Origin of the sequence: Mycobacterium sp. SMC-17, from assembly GCF_045310915.1 — a bacterium.
Taxonomy (GTDB): domain Bacteria; phylum Actinomycetota; class Actinomycetes; order Mycobacteriales; family Mycobacteriaceae; genus Mycobacterium.
Genome location: NZ_JBJIAK010000045.1, coordinates 18,186 through 33,190 on the forward strand (window position 1 = coordinate 18,186; position 15,005 = coordinate 33,190).

The following is a 15,005-nucleotide window of genomic DNA, read 5'->3' on the forward strand; positions in this document are numbered from 1 at the left end:
GTGGTCACGCGAGTGCATCAATTCGCGGAGCGTTATGAAGAAGGCTGGGTCCGCTGATCGGGTTCCCTTCACCTCGAAGCGTCCGGCGCCCGAGCCTCAGCGGGTGGATCACACCATCGGCCATCAACTTGTAGAAGTGTGTCGGCCCAACCCTCAGCGCCTTAACCGCCTCCGGAATGCTCAGCAGGGTCAGGTCGTCATGGTCGATGGGTTCCGCAGCTACGTCCATGCCGCCAGACGGTATGCCCCCGCGTGAATACCGGTGGCTGAAATAGGTATAGCTTTTCACGCCAAATCCGCAACGAGCTATACCCGAAACATCAGGAACGGCAACGGGATAACCCGTTGCCGGTGACGGTGCAGAAGACGTTGCCGGCAGGCTATGCCGCCTCGCTGATGATGTGGTCGACCTCCGCAGCCGGGATCAACCTCCGCCTGCCGAGCCTGATCGACCGCAGCTCCCCCGACCGCAGCTGCGAGTAGATCAGCGACCGCCTCACCTTCAGTCGGTCGGCAGCTTCTTCCACGGTTAGTACCGTCGCGGTGCCGCAGCGGGTGCGGGTTCACTTTGCGTCGCCGCCAAAACCGCGGCGATCGTCGCGGCCAGCGCGGCCGGGTCTGTGGTGCTCATACCTGCAATCCGATCACGCGTTTCCGATTCCGACGAACGATCCGTACGACACGCCGAAACACGTCGGTGCACACCGAGAACGTCACCGCTCACCCCACACCCTGGGCGACAGCAGCGCCGCCGCAGACGCCAACGACTCCCGGGAGGTGTGTGCGTAAGTGCGCATCGCCAGCACACCGTCAGCGTGCCCAAGCTACGCCGCGATCGTCGCTGTGGGTGCACCTCGCAGGTGCAAGAGCGTCGCCGCGGTGTGCCGGGATGCATGAAGGCGGCGGTGCGGGACACCGGCGAACATCAGCGACCTGTTCCACCACGCGTTCAGTGCGCGGGGGCTGACCGGGCGGCCGTACGGATGCGCGATCACGTAGCCGTCGTTCGGCCCCTCCCACAGCTCACCCGCCACGAGTCGCGTTGTCCGCTGCTCACGCCGGACTCTGCGCAGGATGGGGATCAGGTGCGGAGGCACGTCGAGTTCCCTTGCGCTGGAGAGCGTCTTGGCGTCGTCCTGCTCGATCACACCTTGCGCCGTTGACACCCTCGTTGCCCGGATCGCGAGCGTCGGAACCTCGGCGTCGAGGGTGATCGCGGACCATCGTAGCCCGGCCAGTTCACCGCGGCGCAGGCCAGGCAGTGCGAGATGCACGAAGAGCTCTCGTAGATGCGCGTGCTCAATCTCCCGCACCACCTTCGGAGCGGCGTCGGCCGGCGGAGCAGACACCGCGTGGGCGTCAACGAGCTGCTCGACTTCGACTTCGGACAACACATCATCGAGCTTCAGGTCCGGTGCACCCGACGGCCGACGCAGCGGCTCCACGAGGTCGATCACATTCCTCGGCAAGATGCCTTGAGCCTGAAGGTCTTTCCACACGGACCGCCACCGCGCCAGCATGGGGTTGATGCTCGTGCGCGCCCACAAACCGCGTGGTCCGGTGCCGTCACGGAGCTCGACGACGAGCTTCTCCACGTCCGCCTTGACGATCTTCTGCACCGGGCGGTCGCCGTACTTCTCGATGACTGGAGCGAGCGCGGCGGTGTACGCGGCGTGGGTGGTGGGCTTGATTCGCTTGCCCGCCAGCCACTGTTCGCACGCCGCCTTCACCGTGAGTTGTGACGGCGCGGTGCACGTTCCGGCTGCTCGTTCTGCAGTGACGGTGGCGTGCGCGTCTATCGCTTCTTTCAACGTGCGGAACCTCCGGCGGCGTTGATGCCGCGCGCCGTTGGGGCCTGTTACTTCGAGCCTTACCTCGTACCGACGGCCGGACGGGAACTCGCGCACCGTCACGTAACTCGGGATCTTCATGCGTCTACCTCACCCTAGAAATTCGGTGAGACCAGCCGCGCGGAACGACACGCCGACACAGCTCGCGGGACCGATTCCGGCCCCCATGTGTCATGTTGAGTCACCTTCGGAGACGGCCGCTCCGGGTCCGATACTTGATGGGCGGCATATCCGCTGGTGTTGGCGGTGGCGGAGGGATTTGAACCCCCGGTTGGGTTTAACCAACTCTCGCTTTCAAGGCGAGTGCATTAGGCCGCTCTGCCACGCCACCGCCGAACAGCCTAAGGGGTCCGGGCCCGAACAACCTCAGAGGGTCCGTGTGTAGCGTTGCGGCTATGCGCGCGATCGTCGTCGAATCCCCAGGTCAGCTGGCATGGTCCGAGGTCCCGGACGTCACGGCCAAAGCGGGCGAGGTCGTCATCGACGTCACGGCCGCCGGAGTGAACCGGGCCGACCTGCTGCAAGCCGCGGGCCTCTATCCCCCGCCGCCGGGCGCCAGCGACATTCTCGGGCTGGAGGTTTCCGGCGTCGTCTCCGAGGTCGGTGCCGGCGTCGGGAACTGGGCTGTCGGTGACGAGGTGTGCGCCCTGCTGGCCGGCGGCGGCTACGCCGAGAAGGTGGCCGTGCCCGCGGCCCAGGTCATGCCGATCCCCGCGGGGGTGAGCCTGCAGCATGCGGCCGGTCTGCCGGAGGTCGCCGCCACGGTGTGGTCCAACCTGTCCATGACCGCGCATCTGCGGTCCGGCCAGCTGGTGCTGCTGCACGGCGGCGCCAGCGGCATCGGCACGCATGCGATCCAGGTCGCGCACGCACTGGGCGCCCGCGTCGCAGTCACCGCGTCACTCGAAAAGCTGGAGCTCTGCCGCGAACTGGGCGCCGACATCCTGATCAACTACCGCGACGAAGACTTCGTCGCGCGGATCACCGAGGTGGGCGGCGCCGACGTCATCTTCGACATCATGGGTGCGGCGTACCTGGACCGGAACATCGACGCGCTCGCACCCGACGGCCGCGTGGTGATCATCGGCATGCAGGGCGGCGTCAAGGGCGAACTGAACATCGCCAAGCTGCTGGGTAAACGGGCCGGCGTCATCGCCACCGCGTTGCGCTCCCGCCCGCTCGACGGGCCGTCCGGCAAGGCCGCGGTGATCTCCGAAGTGGTGCAACATGTTTGGCCCATGATTGCCGACGGCCGGGTGAAGCCCATCATCGGCGCCGAGCTGCCCATCGAACAGGCGGCGGCAGCCCACCAGCTCCTGCAGGCGGGGGCGGTATCCGGGAAAGTGCTTCTGCAAGTCAGGGATTGAGCTCGCCGAAACTGACCACATGGCGGTTTCGAGGCCGGTTTTCCGCCACCAGGTCACGCTCGCGGCGCTGAGCGGAATCGATGAACTCACCGAAAGCGCAACGCCCTGAACGCAGGATCAACCGAGGCCGATAGGTTGGCAGAGTGACGTTCACGTACACCGCGCCGGTCCGCTATCTCGAGGTCGACCAGCAGGGCGTGGTCTTCAACATGTGGTACCTGGCCTACATGGACGAGGCCTTCGGCGCGTTCATCGCCCGGACGGCGTCATGGCGCGACATCTTCGAGGCGGGCGTCGACGCCCAGGTGGTCCACACCGAACTGGACTGGTCAGGCTCCCTGAAGTGGGGCGACCAGATTCACGTCGACGTCACCGTGCCGGCCCGGGGCCGCACCTCGTTCACCGTCGAATTCCTCATCCACGCAGGCGATTCCGCGCGGCCCATCGTCACCGCGCGGACCGTCTACGTCTGTATCGCGACCGACGGCTCCGGGAAGGTCGAACCGCCGCAGCTGCTGCTCGACGCTCTGGCCTACGCGTAACTAACCGAGCGACGCCAGCGCCCGGACGAGCTGGTCCACTTCGGCCGTCGTCGTGTAGTGCCCGAGACCGACCGTCACGGCACCGCCGACGTCATTGACGCCGATGGCCTCCAGCACCCGGGAGTTGCCGTCCGACACGGCCAGTACGCCGTTGTCGGCGAGCCGGCTGATGACGCGGTCGGCGGGCACGCCCTGGACGGCGAAGCTCAGCACCGGAATGGCGGCCTCGGGTGCGCCGAGCACCATGACCAACGGCAACGACCGCAGCGAGTTACGCAGGTACCCGAACACCCGGCTGAGGTAGGCCTCGGCCGACTGCATGGATCGTGCGAGCCGTTCGCGGCGGGAGCCGGTCGCGGCGTCGTCGAGGTTCGCCAGGTACTCGATACTGGCGACGACGCCACCGAGCAGTCCGAACTGGTGCGCGCCCACTTCCAGGCGCGCGGCCCCGGTGGCGTTCGGATCGAGCGAAACCGCCGCCAGGGTGTCGATCATCGCGGGGTCGCGGAACACGAGCGCACCGATCGGCGGGCCACCCCACGCGATCGCGTTCAGCGCCACCACATCGGCGTCGACGTCGTTGATGTCGAGCAGTCGGTAAGGCGCGGCCACCGAGTGGTCGACGACGACCATGCCGCCGTTCTCCCGGGCCATTTTGGTCACGGGCCGCAGATCAGTGACGGTGCCGAGCTTCGAGGATGCCGACGTGATCGCGATCAGCCGGGTCGGCCGGGTGATGAGCGTCTCCCACTGCCAGCTGGGCAGTTCGCCGGTCTCGATGTCGACCTCGGCCCACTTCACCTTCGCGCCATAGCGATTCGCGGCCCGCAGCCACGGCGCGATGTTGGCCTCGTCGTCCAGGCGGGTGACGACCACTTCGTAGCCCAGCCCCGACCGCGACGCCGACGCCTCGGCCAGCGAGTTCAGCAGGACGGCACGGTCGGCGCCGAACACCACGCCGCGCGGGTCGCCACCGACGAGATCGGCGACCGCCTGTCGCGCGGCGGTCAGGACCGCGGCGCTGCGCTGCGCGGCCGGATGCGGGCCGGCGGCCGACGACATGGAACCGCGGAAGGCGGTCGAAACGGTGGTCGCTACCGAATCCGGCAGCAGCATTCCGGTCGGGGCATCGAAGTGCACCCAGCCGCCGCCCAATGACGGGTGCAGACCGCGCACCCGGGCGACGTCGTATGCCATGCCATGCCAACCTTCGAGCGATTCAGGCCTGCCAGCCAAATTTTTCCGGCGGGCGTGCCCCGCTGCACACCGGCGAAAGCCGGGCCACCCGAACAGCCATACTAGTGCAGTGAGCTTGGCGTCCGGCGTCCTTGTCGCCCTGTTGATCATGGTGATCCCTGGAGCAATCACCGCCCGCGTAGCACAGCTAACCTGGCCCGTTGCCATCGCAGTCGGCCCCGCAGTGACCTACGGCATCGTGGCCCTGGCCGTCCTGCCACTGGGTGCCGTCGGGGTCCCCTGGAACGGCTGGACGGCTCTGCTGGCATTCGTCATCGTGGTCGCGGTGGTTGCCGGGCTTCGTCGTGCGCTACGGCGCTACCGCGACACCGCGGCAGAAGCGCTCGCGATAAGCCGCGGCCCGGCCCTGTTCGTCGCCGCGGGAATTCTCGTCGGCGCGACGGCGATCGCAATTTCAGCAATCCTCGGCATGCCACATTGGCAATCCATTCCGAGCACCTGGGACTCGGTCTGGCACGGCAACACCATCCGCTGGATTCTCGACGTCGGTCAGGCCTCACCCACCCACATGGGTGAGCTTCGTAACGTCGAGACGCACGCGTTGCTGTACTACCCGTCGACCTTCCACGCCCTGGCCGCCGTCTTCTGCCAACTCACCGGTGCCGCGCCCGCGACGGCCTACACCCTGCACTCCCTGGCGGCCTCGGTCTGGCTGTTCCCGGTCAGCGCGGCGAGTCTCACGTGGGCCATGGTCCGGCCGTACAAGTGCCAGCGCTGGAGCGCCGGAGCCGCCGCCGCGGCGGGGGCGCTGGCGGCGTCGTTCACCGCGGTGCCCTACGTCGAGTTCGACGTTGCCGCCGTCCCCAACCTGGTGGCCTACGGCCTCGCCGGGCCGACGACCGTGCTGATCATGTCGTGCCTGCGGCACCGTGACCGGATCCCGCTGGCCGTCATCGCACTGATCGGGGTGTTCTCCACCCACATCACGGGCGGCGTCGTCGTCGTCACCTTCGTCGGCGCCTGGTGGCTGTGCGACACCCTCCGGAATCCGGTGCGCGGCCGGCTCGCCGACTTCGTGACCCTGGCGGCCGTCGCCGTGCCGTCTCTGCTGCTGTTCCTGCCCCAGTTCATCGGAGTGCTCGCGCAGGCCGACATCATCGTCGGGCACGCTTTCGTCACGCATCAGACCCGGCTCCGGGTGCTGTTCAACGCCATCGTGCAGCACACGCGCCACCTCAACGACTACCCGATTCAGAACATGCTGATCGCGCTCGGCGGCATCGGCGGTCTGATCCTGCTGATCAAGCGCGTCTGGTGGCCGGCGTTTGTGTGGGTGGTGCTGATGGTCGCGATCGTGCATTCCGGTGCGCCGTTCGGCGGTCCGATCGGCGCGCTGATCGGGTCGTACGCGGACCTCTACTACAGCGACCCGCGCCGGCTGTCCGCCGTGGTCACCCTGCTGATCACGCCGTTCGCCGGCATCGCATTGTTCGCCGTCATCGCCTTCGCCGTCGGTTGGCTGCAGAAACGTGCGCCCCGGACAGAGCGGTTCTGGGCCGCGGTGACAGTGGCCCTGCTCGCGTTTTCGACGGTCGGCCTCGCGTGGCACTACTTCCCGCGGCACCGCTACCTGATCGGCCAGAAGTACGACCAGATCATGGTCAACGACAAGAATCTCCAGGCCTTCGCCTACCTGGCGACGCTGCCCGGCGCCAAGGACACCTTGATCGGCAACGCGAACACCGACGGCACGTCGTGGATGTACGCGGTCGCCGGCCTACATCCGCTGTGGACCCACTACGACTACCCGCAGCAACAGGGCCCGGGCTACCACCGCTTCATCTTCTGGGCCTACGCCGACGACGCCGACACCGATCGGCGGATCGCCGAGGCCGTGCACGCCCTGAACATCAAGTACGTGATCACCAGCTCGACCATCGTCAAGGGGTTCGTCATGCCCGACGGACTAGTGTCGCTGGATAGGTCGAAGTCGTGGGCGAAGATCTACGACAATGGGCGGTCCCGCATCTACGAGTGGCGCGGCGACGCCGCACCGGCGAACAGATAGGAACACTGCAGGCATGACGCTGAAACCAGAAGACGACGACGACAACATCGAGGTCATCGGCGGGGACCTGGCATTGGGCGGGGAACCGGGACAGGACTCCGACCAGGGCGACGAAGGCAAATCGCTGACCGACTTGGTCGAGCAGCCGGCCAAGGTCATGCGCATCGGCACCATGATCAAGCAGCTGCTGGAAGAAGTACGCTCCGCGCCGCTGGACGAGGCGAGCCGGAACCGCTTGCGCGACATCCACCGGTCGAGCATCCAGGAGCTCGAAGACGGCCTCGCGCCGGAGCTGACCGAGGAGCTGGAACGACTGTCGCTGCCGTTCTCCGAGGAGAAGGTGCCGTCGGCCGCCGAGCTGCGCATCGCGCAGGCCCAGCTGGTCGGCTGGCTCGAAGGCCTGTTCCACGGCATCCAGACGGCCCTGTTCGCTCAGCAGATGGCCGCCCGGGCACAGCTCGAGCAGATGCGTCAGGGCGCCCTGCCGCCCGGCGCCGACGCCGGTCGCGGCCCGTTCCAGTCCGGCACCGGCCAGTACCTGTAGACGTGACGGAACCGCACATCTCCACGCAGAACGCGTGGGTCGAATTCCCGATCTTCGACGCGAAGTCCCGTTCGCTCAAAAAGGCGTTCCTGGGCAAGGCCGGCGGCGGGATCAACCGCAACGAGTCGAATGTCGTTGTGATCGAAGCACTTCGGGATATCACCATGTCGCTCAACATGGGCGACCGGGTCGGTCTGGTCGGGCACAACGGCGCCGGCAAGTCGACGCTGCTGCGCCTGCTGTCGGGCATCTACGAACCGACGCGCGGTTCGGCGACCGTCCGCGGCCGCGTGGCCCCGGTCTTCGACCTGGGTGTCGGCATGGACCCGGAGATCTCCGGTTTCGAGAACATCATCATCCGCGGTCTGTTCCTGGGGCAGACCCGCAAGCAGATGCTGGCCAAGGTCGACGAGATCGCCGAGTTCACCGAACTCGGCGAGTACCTCTCGATGCCACTGCGCACATACTCCACCGGTATGCGCGTGCGCCTGGCCATGGGTGTGGTCACCAGCATCGACCCCGAAATCCTGCTGCTCGACGAGGGCATCGGCGCGGTCGACGCGGAATTCCTCAAGAAGGCCCGCACCCGGCTGCAAGCCTTGGTGGAACGCTCCGGAATCCTGGTGTTCGCAAGCCATTCCAACGAATTCCTGGCCCGGCTGTGCCAGACCGCGATGTGGGTCGACCACGGCACCATCCGCATGACCGGTGGCATCGAGGACGTCGTCCGCGCTTATGAGGGCGAGGACGCGGCACGGCACGTGCGCGAGGTGCTCGAAGAGAACGAGCGCGAGCGCCAGACGTGACCGACATGTTGTGCGCGGTGATCGTCACCCACCGACGGCCGGAGCTGTTGGCGAAATCCCTTGCCGTGGTGTGTTCCCAGACGCGACTGCCCGACCACGTCATCGTCGTCGACAACGACAACGATCCGGCGGTGCGGGTTCTCGTCGAGTCCCAGCCGGTCGCGACGACGTACCTCGGTTCGGCCCGAAACCTCGGCGGCGCAGGCGGTTTCGCCCTCGGCATCCTGTATGCCCTGTCGCTGGGCGCCGAGTGGGTCTGGCTGGCCGACGACGACGGACGCCCCGCCGACTCGTCCGTGCTCGCGACGCTGCTGGACTGTGCGGCCAAGCACGACCTGGCCGAGGTGTCCCCCATGGTGTGTGACCTGAATGAACCTGCCCGCCTGGCCTTTCCGCTGCGCCGCGGTTTGGTGTGGCGGCGGTATGTGTCCGAGTTGCAGGTCGACAAGAATGCCGGCGTCGACCTGCTGCCCGGCATCGCGTCGTTGTTCAACGGCGCACTGTTCCGGGCCGCGACGCTGGAAGCCGTTGGCGTACCGGATATCCGGCTGTTCGTCCGCGGTGACGAGGTCGAGGTGCACCGCCGGCTCGTCCGCTCCGGCCTGCCGTTCGGTACGTGCCTGAACGCGGTGTACCTGCACCCGCAGGGGTCCGACGAGTTCAAGCCGATCCTCGGCGGCCGCATGCACACGCAGTACCCCGACGACGCCACCAAACGCTATTTCACGTACCGCAACCGCGGCTACCTGCAGTCCCAACCAGGTCTGCGCAAGCTGGTTCCCCAGGAGTGGGTGCGGTTCGGGTGGTACTTCCTGATCACCCGACGTGATCCGGCCGGGTTGCGTGAGTGGATGCGGTTGCGCCGCTTGGGACGAGACGAGAAGTTCAGCAGGCCCGGTGCGGGCGGACCCACGACAGGAGGACAGCGATGACGTTCACCGACGCGGCCGCGCAGTCCAAGACGCTGCGCCGCGCCTGGGGCGACCTGGTGACCGGCTTCGGCAAGCGCGAGCTCTGGCTGCACCTGGGCTGGCAGGACATCAAGCAGCGCTACCGGCGCTCGGTACTCGGCCCCATCTGGATCACCATCGCCACCGGCACCATGGCCGTGGCACTGGGTGGCCTGTACTCGCAGCTGTTCCACCTACCGCTGGCCGAGCACCTGCCCTACGTGACGTTGGGCCTGATCATCTGGAACCTGATCAACGCGTCGATCCTCGAAGGCGCTGACGTGTTCATCGCCAATGAGGGCCTCATCAAACAACTTCCGACGCCGCTGTCGGTGCACGTCTACCGGTTGGTGTGGCGGCAGGTGCTGCTGTTCGCGCACAACATCATCATCTTCGTGATCATCGCGATCATCTTCCCCAAGCCGTGGTCGTGGGCCGACCTGTCGGTGATCCCCGCGCTGGCGCTGATCGTGGCCAACTGCGTCTGGGTCGCGCTGTGTTTCGGCATCCTGGCGACGCGGTACCGGGACATCAGTCCGCTGCTGGCGAGCCTGGTGCAGCTGCTGTTCTACATCACGCCCATCATCTGGAACGACCAGACACTGCGTCTTCAGGGTGCGGGCACCTGGTCGAAAATCATTGAGCTGAACCCACTTCTGCACTACGTGGACATCGTGCGTGCGCCGCTGCTCGGTGAACCCCAGGAATTGCGGCACTGGCTCGTGGTGATCACGTTGACCGTTGCGGGCTGGATCGTCGCCGCGCTGGCGATGCGGCAGTACCGCGCGCGCGTGCCGTACTGGGTGTAGTTCGCCACCTCGGCGGTCCGGCGCGGCGATCGACGGGCCGCGTGTCGCGCAGGTCACTGCGCCGGGCTCAGCTGGTTGTCTCCACGGATCCGGCCGGTCACCTGAGCGTCACCTCGGGTTCGGTGGCGCGGAGTTCAATTGGGGCGACCGGCTTTCCGCGTTCCAACAGGAGCAACCATGACCATCACCGAAACTCCCACCACCAACGACACCGCGAACGGGCAGGTCATCGAGGCCGAGCTCGTCGAGACCACCAAGGCCGCCGCCGAAGAGGCGACCAACACCGGCCTGGCCATCCGCGAGGTGCTGAGCGGCGTGCTGGAGCGTCAGCTCGACGCCGGCCACAGCCTCACCCGTCAACTGGTCAGTGCGACCTCCGCCGCCACCGAGGCGGTCGTCGAGTCGCCCGCCAAGGTGATCTCCTCCATCCGTGACGGCGCCACCCTGCCGGATGCGGTGAGCGAGACCGGTTCGGCTGTTCAGGACGTCCTGGCCGAGTCGGGACGCGACATCCGCAGCGCCGTCGGCGAATACGTCGGCCGTAACGCCGTCGGCCCCAACGCCATCATCGCCGGTGCGTCGCAGGTGGCCGGCTCGCTGGTCCGCGCCCAGGGCGCCCTGACCGCGACCGCGGTGGACGGGCTGTTCACCGTGGCCGGCACCGCGGCCCAGGGCGTCGAGGACGTCCGCGAGGTCGCCTCGCGCGAGTGGGGCGAGCTGCGCACCACCGCGTCGTCGGCCCGCGAGGCCATCGAAGCGCAGGTCTCGGCCTCTCGCGAGAGCATCCGGGACGCTTTCGACACCACTGCTTGATTCACCGCGACGCTCGGGATCGGTCGGAGTGCGGGCCGATCCCGAGCACCAGCGCGTCCAGATTCAGGGCACCAGCCGGCTGTTACTCACCGCCGCCCTTGGCCGAACCATGATCGCTCTTGCCGGCACCCTGTGACTTGCCGGCCGCGTCACGCGAGTGACCACTGGTGGTACCGGAGCCCGACGCGGCGTTGTCCGCGCCCTTCGCCTTCGCGTCCCGCTTGGTTTTCGGGGTGCTCTTGCGCGTGGGGGTCGTGGTCCCGTCGTCGGCACTCTTGGTCCCGTCTGCGGTGGACGCTCCGGTAGCGCTGCTCGACGACTTGGCACCGCGCGTCCGGCGATCTTGCTTCACCGCGGCCGCGGCGGAGTCGGTACCCGCGTCAGCCGCCGGAGCCTCGACCTTGTCGGACGCGGCCGGCTTGGTCGCCGACGCGGAGTCGTCACCGGCACCGGCCGCGGGCGCCGCAGCGTTGTCGTCAGCGCCCGCCGCGGTCTTGTCAGCCCCGGTCTTGTCGGCCGCGGTCTTGTCGGCTCCGGTCTTGTCCGCACCGGTCTTCTCCGCACCGGTCTTCTCGGAGGCCGTCTTGTCAGGCGACGCGGTCGGAGCCACTGCGAGCGGACTTGCCGCCGCGGCCGGCTTGGCAGTCAGCGCCGCCTTCGCGTCAATCGAGACCGAGACCGTCGCCGACGCCGGTGACGGAACACTGACTGCGGCGGCGGGCGGCGGAGTCACCGGCTTGATCGCGGTTGCGATGATGCCCAACGCATTTCGCAGCCCTTGCACGATGCCGTTCGGCCCGAGAATGCCCGCGCCGTCGCCGTTGTAGCCGTTGAGCAAGGCACCGGTGATGGATCCGGGCATCGCAACGATCGCGTTCACCACAGCACCCAGATTCTTCGCGCTGAACGCGTTGACCACGTTCTGCAGTCCGTCACCGGTGGCGGTCACGACGTCACTCATCACCGCAAGCAACGGCAATCCGGCCGTCAGAACCCAGCCCATGCCGGTCGGTGAGGTGATCGCGGTGTCGATCACGTTCAGCATGTTCTGCACCGGCTTACGGAATGCCGCTTGCACATCGGTGAGGATGCTCGTGGTCAGGATCGGCAGGACAAAGGGCGTGAGCACCGCGCTGTACAACGTCTGCACCGCGTCAGCGACATGCCCGGCGGCGAGCTGCTGGAACGCCTGCTTCAAGGATTCCGGCGTCGTGCCCAACTGCTGACCGACCGCAACCAGGTAGTCCCGCACGGATCCACCGACCGCGACGGCACTGGCGATCTGGTTCCGCACCACCTGGCCGAGGACGGGCGCCGGGTCTGCGATCACGCCGGTGACGATGCCCTTGGTGTTCTGCAGCGCCTCGGTGATGATCTGTCCCCATTGGGTGATCGGGTTCACCTGCGCGGCGAGTTGTACCGCACTTGCATGCAGTGCCGGCAGGTGCAGATCCGGCGCCGGCTGGTGGGTGACCGGAGCCAGAGCGATGACCCCGGCACCCATCAGTGCGACGCCCGTCGTGAGGCTGGAGCGAACAGCAATTTGCATGGTGCTTCCCCGAAGGTAGATGTGATATTGACCACAGCACCATAAATCCATATTGCCGCGCAGTTGCCGAAAATCGACGGATGGAACGTGTTTCATTTTGTCCGAAATGGCCACCCGGAGCGCCCATTTACGCCTAGGTTATTAGCTGGTCAGCCTAGATTGAGCGTTCGCAAACTTGAGTTAGATGCATTCATAATTGACTACTACGTCGATTTTTCTCCAGCTCCAGCAGCCGCCGCGCCAATTGCTACCAATTGGAAATATTACGCAAGCTACTGCTCGGCTCGGCGCTCGAAGGTGGCCGCGATTCGCCGACTACGCCGCGTCGGCGTCCCGAGCCCACGCTCCCCGCGAGGCGCGTTCCCGAGCCCAGCGGCACCGCCGGGCCCCGGGCATGAGAGTTGCTACCGGGTCAGCCCGACCCGCCACTCACGTACCAAGGACCGATCGGACGACAGCCTCATCGCCGTCGACTTCGACCAGCCCGAGCGCACTCGCATCACCGAGGCTGAGTGCGCCCGCGGCGAGACCGAGGATGCAGGCGGGGATCGCCGTCACGGAGGCATCGAGCTCGCGGCCGTCGTGCGGGCCGACCTCGAAGCCGGAGCGCGTCGCGCGGAGTTGCAGGGTCCGGTCGTCGACCACGAGGCCGATCGTCACGGCGGAGCGGACCTTGACCCGGCCGTTGAGCAGAGCCGGGACGGCGAGGGTCAGCCACTCCGGCCGGAAGGAGTCACCGCCGGCGGGACCGCTGATCATCAACGGCGTGGACCAGCGGAGCAGGCTCTCGATCGGCTGGCGCAGCTGCGCGCCCCACGGGGTGAGGGCGTACTCGACCGCACTTCCCTCGCCGGCCAACCGCCGCTCGACGACGCCCGCCGCCTCGAGGTCCCGGAGCCGATCCGCAAGCAGGTTGGTTGCGATACCCGGGAGATGGTCGATCAGGTCGCGATAGCGGGCGGGTGCGATGAGCAATTCCCGAACGATCAGCAGATTCCATCTGTCGCCGACGATTTCGAGCGAACGGGCGAGCCCACAGTATTGGTCGTAGCTCCGCATCGCCATCCTTCTGCTTGAATTTCTCAAGTGACTGTGAGATGTTCAAGCATACCGGGAAAGCCGATCCAACAGGGGTTGCCATGACCAACACCGCACAGACCACACGGCCCGCCTGGGTCGACGACGAACTGTTCCCGTTCGAGAGCCACTTCATCGAGATCGACGGCCACACCGTCCACTACGTCGACGAGGGAGCCGGCCCCACGCTGTTGATGCTGCACGGCAATCCGACCTGGTCATTCCTCTTCCGCGACGTGATCAGCTTGCTGTGCAAGGACTTTCGGTGCATCGCCCTCGACTACCCCGGCTTCGGACTGTCGACGCCCAGGCCCGGTTATCGCTACCTGCCCGAGGAGCACGCGGATGTCGTCACCACGTTCGTCGACGCTCTAGACCTGAAGGACGTCACGCTGGTCGGACAGGACTGGGGCGGCATGATCGGCCTCGCGGTGGCCCAGCGGCGCCCGGGGGTCTTCCATCGGCTGGTGCTGGCGAATACCTGGGCCTGGCCGGTCAACGGCGAGCTGCACTTCGAAGCGTTCGGCCGCATCATGGGCGGGCCGCCGACGCGCTTCCTGGTCCGCCAGTTCAATCTGCTGGTCAATGCGTTCATCCCCACCGGCCACCGGAGACGGAAGCTCACCGACGCCGAGATGGACCACTACCGGCAGGCGCTGGACACCGCGGACCGGCGCCAGGCGTCGGCCGTACTTCCCGGCCGCGTACTGGCGAGCCGGGACTTCTTCGCGGAGGTCGAGCGCGGGCTGCCGGACGTCGCCCACCTGCCGACCCTGATCGTCTGGGGCGACGCCGACATCGCCTTCCGCGCCCAGGAGCGTGAGCGACTGGAGGCGACGTTCCCCGACCACACGACCGTCATCGTCGAGGGCGCCGGAACCTATGTCGAGTCCGACGCCCCCGAGGAATTCGCTTCTGCGATCCGCGCATTCAGCGACGGCGCGGGACGGCCTTCCGCGTAGCGGCGTTCAGCCGGTTCCACGAGTTGATGACGGCGGCCATGCCGACGACATGCGCGAGCTCACGCTCGGTGAACACGGCGGCCGCTTGGGCATAGACGTCATCCGGAACCGGGCCACGGCTCAGATCGGTGATGGCCTCGGTGATGGCCAGCGCGGCGCGCTCGCGCTCGGTGAACAGGTCGCCGGCTTCCTCCCACGCGGCCACCAGGGCCAAGCGCTGCTCGGTCTCGCCGAACCGGCGCGCGTCGTGGACGTGCATGTCGAGGCAGAAGGCGCAGTGGTTGATCTGCGAGGCGCGAATCTTGATCAGCTCACCGATGGTCGAATCGAGTTCTTTGGACGCGGCGTTGCTGAAGGCCATCATCCCGGCGTACAGCTCGGGAGCGGCGTCATAGATATCGATGCGCCCCGCGTGGGCGGTGGTGGTCGGTGCATTCAGTGTCTCGGTCATGACATCCACGCTAGCCATCA

The 15,005-nt window shown here is 67.0% G+C and carries 16 protein-coding genes and 1 tRNA gene; 9 read left to right on the plus strand and 8 right to left on the minus strand.

The features are described 5' to 3' along the window. Positions 1-4 precede the first annotated feature (4 nt). The 4 genes from ACJH7A_RS23460 to ACJH7A_RS23475 form a co-directional block, all read right to left on the minus strand. Positions 5-229 (minus strand): AlpA family transcriptional regulator, encoded by a 225-nt coding sequence (locus ACJH7A_RS23460; protein ID WP_061006247.1) that lies wholly within the window; start codon positions 227-229, stop codon positions 5-7. A gap of 151 nt (positions 230-380) precedes the next feature. Beyond that, positions 381-527 (minus strand): excisionase family DNA-binding protein, encoded by a 147-nt coding sequence (locus tag ACJH7A_RS23465; RefSeq protein ID WP_082761691.1) that lies wholly within the window; start codon positions 525-527, stop codon positions 381-383. 297 nt (positions 528-824) lie between these two features. After that, positions 825-1,931 carry a site-specific integrase gene (locus tag ACJH7A_RS23470; protein ID WP_082761692.1) on the minus strand — a complete coding sequence of 369 codons (1,107 nt, stop codon included), beginning with the start codon at positions 1,929-1,931 and terminating at the stop codon, positions 825-827. Positions 1,932-2,091: 160 nt separating this feature from the next. Then, a tRNA-Ser gene (locus ACJH7A_RS23475) sits at positions 2,092-2,181 on the minus strand. A gap of 64 nt (positions 2,182-2,245) precedes the next feature. On the opposite strand from ACJH7A_RS23475, the gene ACJH7A_RS23480 reads away from it, so the two are divergent. Next, positions 2,246-3,217, plus strand: a complete 972-nt coding sequence (locus ACJH7A_RS23480; RefSeq protein ID WP_406802787.1) for an NAD(P)H-quinone oxidoreductase — start codon at positions 2,246-2,248, stop codon at positions 3,215-3,217. Between the two features lie 143 nt (positions 3,218-3,360). After that, complete coding sequence (locus ACJH7A_RS23485; RefSeq protein WP_212807475.1) at positions 3,361-3,759, plus strand: thioesterase family protein; 399 nt, start codon at positions 3,361-3,363, stop codon at positions 3,757-3,759. Here ACJH7A_RS23485 and ACJH7A_RS23490 read toward each other — a convergent pair whose 3' ends face one another. Then, a complete protein-coding gene (locus ACJH7A_RS23490; RefSeq protein WP_212807477.1) occupies positions 3,760-4,956 on the minus strand; it encodes a cysteine desulfurase-like protein in 1,197 nt (398 codons plus the stop codon). Positions 4,957-5,065: 109 nt separating this feature from the next. Here ACJH7A_RS23490 and ACJH7A_RS23495 point away from each other — a divergent pair, with 109 nt between their 5' ends. From ACJH7A_RS23495 to ACJH7A_RS23520, 6 genes are all read left to right on the plus strand, one after another. Beyond that, positions 5,066-7,024, plus strand: coding sequence for a DUF6541 family protein (locus ACJH7A_RS23495; protein WP_406802788.1), 1,959 nt, complete (start codon positions 5,066-5,068; stop codon positions 7,022-7,024). 13 nt (positions 7,025-7,037) lie between these two features. After that, the gene (locus tag ACJH7A_RS23500; RefSeq protein ID WP_293023487.1) at positions 7,038-7,568 is read left to right on the plus strand and encodes a bacterial proteasome activator family protein; all 531 of its coding nucleotides are present in this window, start codon (positions 7,038-7,040) and stop codon (positions 7,566-7,568) included. A gap of 2 nt (positions 7,569-7,570) precedes the next feature. After that, positions 7,571-8,374 carry an ABC transporter ATP-binding protein gene (locus tag ACJH7A_RS23505; RefSeq protein ID WP_406802789.1) on the plus strand — a complete coding sequence of 268 codons (804 nt, stop codon included), beginning with the start codon at positions 7,571-7,573 and terminating at the stop codon, positions 8,372-8,374. A gap of 5 nt (positions 8,375-8,379) precedes the next feature. Next, complete coding sequence (locus tag ACJH7A_RS23510; RefSeq protein WP_406802799.1) at positions 8,380-9,306, plus strand: glycosyltransferase; 927 nt, start codon at positions 8,380-8,382, stop codon at positions 9,304-9,306. Beyond that, positions 9,303-10,133 carry an ABC transporter permease gene (locus ACJH7A_RS23515; protein ID WP_212807491.1) on the plus strand — a complete coding sequence of 277 codons (831 nt, stop codon included), beginning with the start codon at positions 9,303-9,305 and terminating at the stop codon, positions 10,131-10,133. The genes ACJH7A_RS23510 and ACJH7A_RS23515 overlap by 4 nt, the downstream gene beginning before the upstream one ends. 177 nt (positions 10,134-10,310) lie before the next feature. After that, a complete protein-coding gene (locus ACJH7A_RS23520) occupies positions 10,311-10,946 on the plus strand; it encodes a hypothetical protein (RefSeq protein ID WP_212807493.1) in 636 nt (211 codons plus the stop codon). Between the two features lie 82 nt (positions 10,947-11,028). On the opposite strand, the gene ACJH7A_RS23525 is transcribed toward ACJH7A_RS23520, so the two are convergent. Both ACJH7A_RS23525 and ACJH7A_RS23530 read right to left on the minus strand, forming a co-directional pair. Continuing rightward, positions 11,029-12,495: a hypothetical protein gene (locus tag ACJH7A_RS23525; protein WP_406802790.1), complete on the minus strand. Its 1,467-nt coding sequence runs from the start codon at positions 12,493-12,495 to the stop codon at positions 11,029-11,031. 429 nt (positions 12,496-12,924) lie between these two features. Beyond that, positions 12,925-13,554 carry a winged helix-turn-helix transcriptional regulator gene (locus tag ACJH7A_RS23530; protein WP_406802800.1) on the minus strand — a complete coding sequence of 210 codons (630 nt, stop codon included), beginning with the start codon at positions 13,552-13,554 and terminating at the stop codon, positions 12,925-12,927. Positions 13,555-13,634: 80 nt separating this feature from the next. Here ACJH7A_RS23530 and ACJH7A_RS23535 point away from each other — a divergent pair, with 80 nt between their 5' ends. Further along, positions 13,635-14,534, plus strand: coding sequence for an alpha/beta fold hydrolase (locus ACJH7A_RS23535; RefSeq protein WP_406802791.1), 900 nt, complete (start codon positions 13,635-13,637; stop codon positions 14,532-14,534). Here ACJH7A_RS23535 and ACJH7A_RS23540 read toward each other — a convergent pair. Continuing rightward, the gene (locus ACJH7A_RS23540) at positions 14,503-14,985 is read right to left on the minus strand and encodes a carboxymuconolactone decarboxylase family protein (RefSeq protein WP_406802792.1); all 483 of its coding nucleotides are present in this window, start codon (positions 14,983-14,985) and stop codon (positions 14,503-14,505) included. The genes ACJH7A_RS23535 and ACJH7A_RS23540 overlap by 32 nt on opposite strands. Between the last annotated feature and the right edge of the window lie 20 nt (positions 14,986-15,005).

Bases quoted from the DNA above. Each gene is read 5' to 3' on its own strand.
- ACJH7A_RS23540 (WP_406802792.1), bottom strand. From the start codon at position 14,985: ATGACCGAGACACTGAATGCACCGACCACCACCGCCCACGCGGGGCGC.
- ACJH7A_RS23520 (WP_212807493.1), top strand. From the start codon at position 10,311: ATGACCATCACCGAAACTCCCACCACCAACGACACCGCGAACGGGCAG.
- ACJH7A_RS23515 (WP_212807491.1), top strand. From the start codon at position 9,303: ATGACGTTCACCGACGCGGCCGCGCAGTCCAAGACGCTGCGCCGCGCC.
- ACJH7A_RS23510 (WP_406802799.1), top strand. From the start codon at position 8,380: ATGTTGTGCGCGGTGATCGTCACCCACCGACGGCCGGAGCTGTTGGCG.
- ACJH7A_RS23480 (WP_406802787.1), top strand. From the start codon at position 2,246: ATGCGCGCGATCGTCGTCGAATCCCCAGGTCAGCTGGCATGGTCCGAG.
- ACJH7A_RS23535 (WP_406802791.1), top strand. From the start codon at position 13,635: ATGACCAACACCGCACAGACCACACGGCCCGCCTGGGTCGACGACGAA.
- ACJH7A_RS23460 (WP_061006247.1), bottom strand. From the start codon at position 229: ATGGACGTAGCTGCGGAACCCATCGACCATGACGACCTGACCCTGCTG.
- ACJH7A_RS23490 (WP_212807477.1), bottom strand. From the start codon at position 4,956: ATGGCATACGACGTCGCCCGGGTGCGCGGTCTGCACCCGTCATTGGGC.
- ACJH7A_RS23525 (WP_406802790.1), bottom strand. From the start codon at position 12,495: ATGCAAATTGCTGTTCGCTCCAGCCTCACGACGGGCGTCGCACTGATG.
- ACJH7A_RS23500 (WP_293023487.1), top strand. From the start codon at position 7,038: ATGACGCTGAAACCAGAAGACGACGACGACAACATCGAGGTCATCGGC.
- ACJH7A_RS23470 (WP_082761692.1), bottom strand. From the start codon at position 1,931: ATGAAGATCCCGAGTTACGTGACGGTGCGCGAGTTCCCGTCCGGCCGT.
- ACJH7A_RS23530 (WP_406802800.1), bottom strand. From the start codon at position 13,554: ATGCGGAGCTACGACCAATACTGTGGGCTCGCCCGTTCGCTCGAAATC.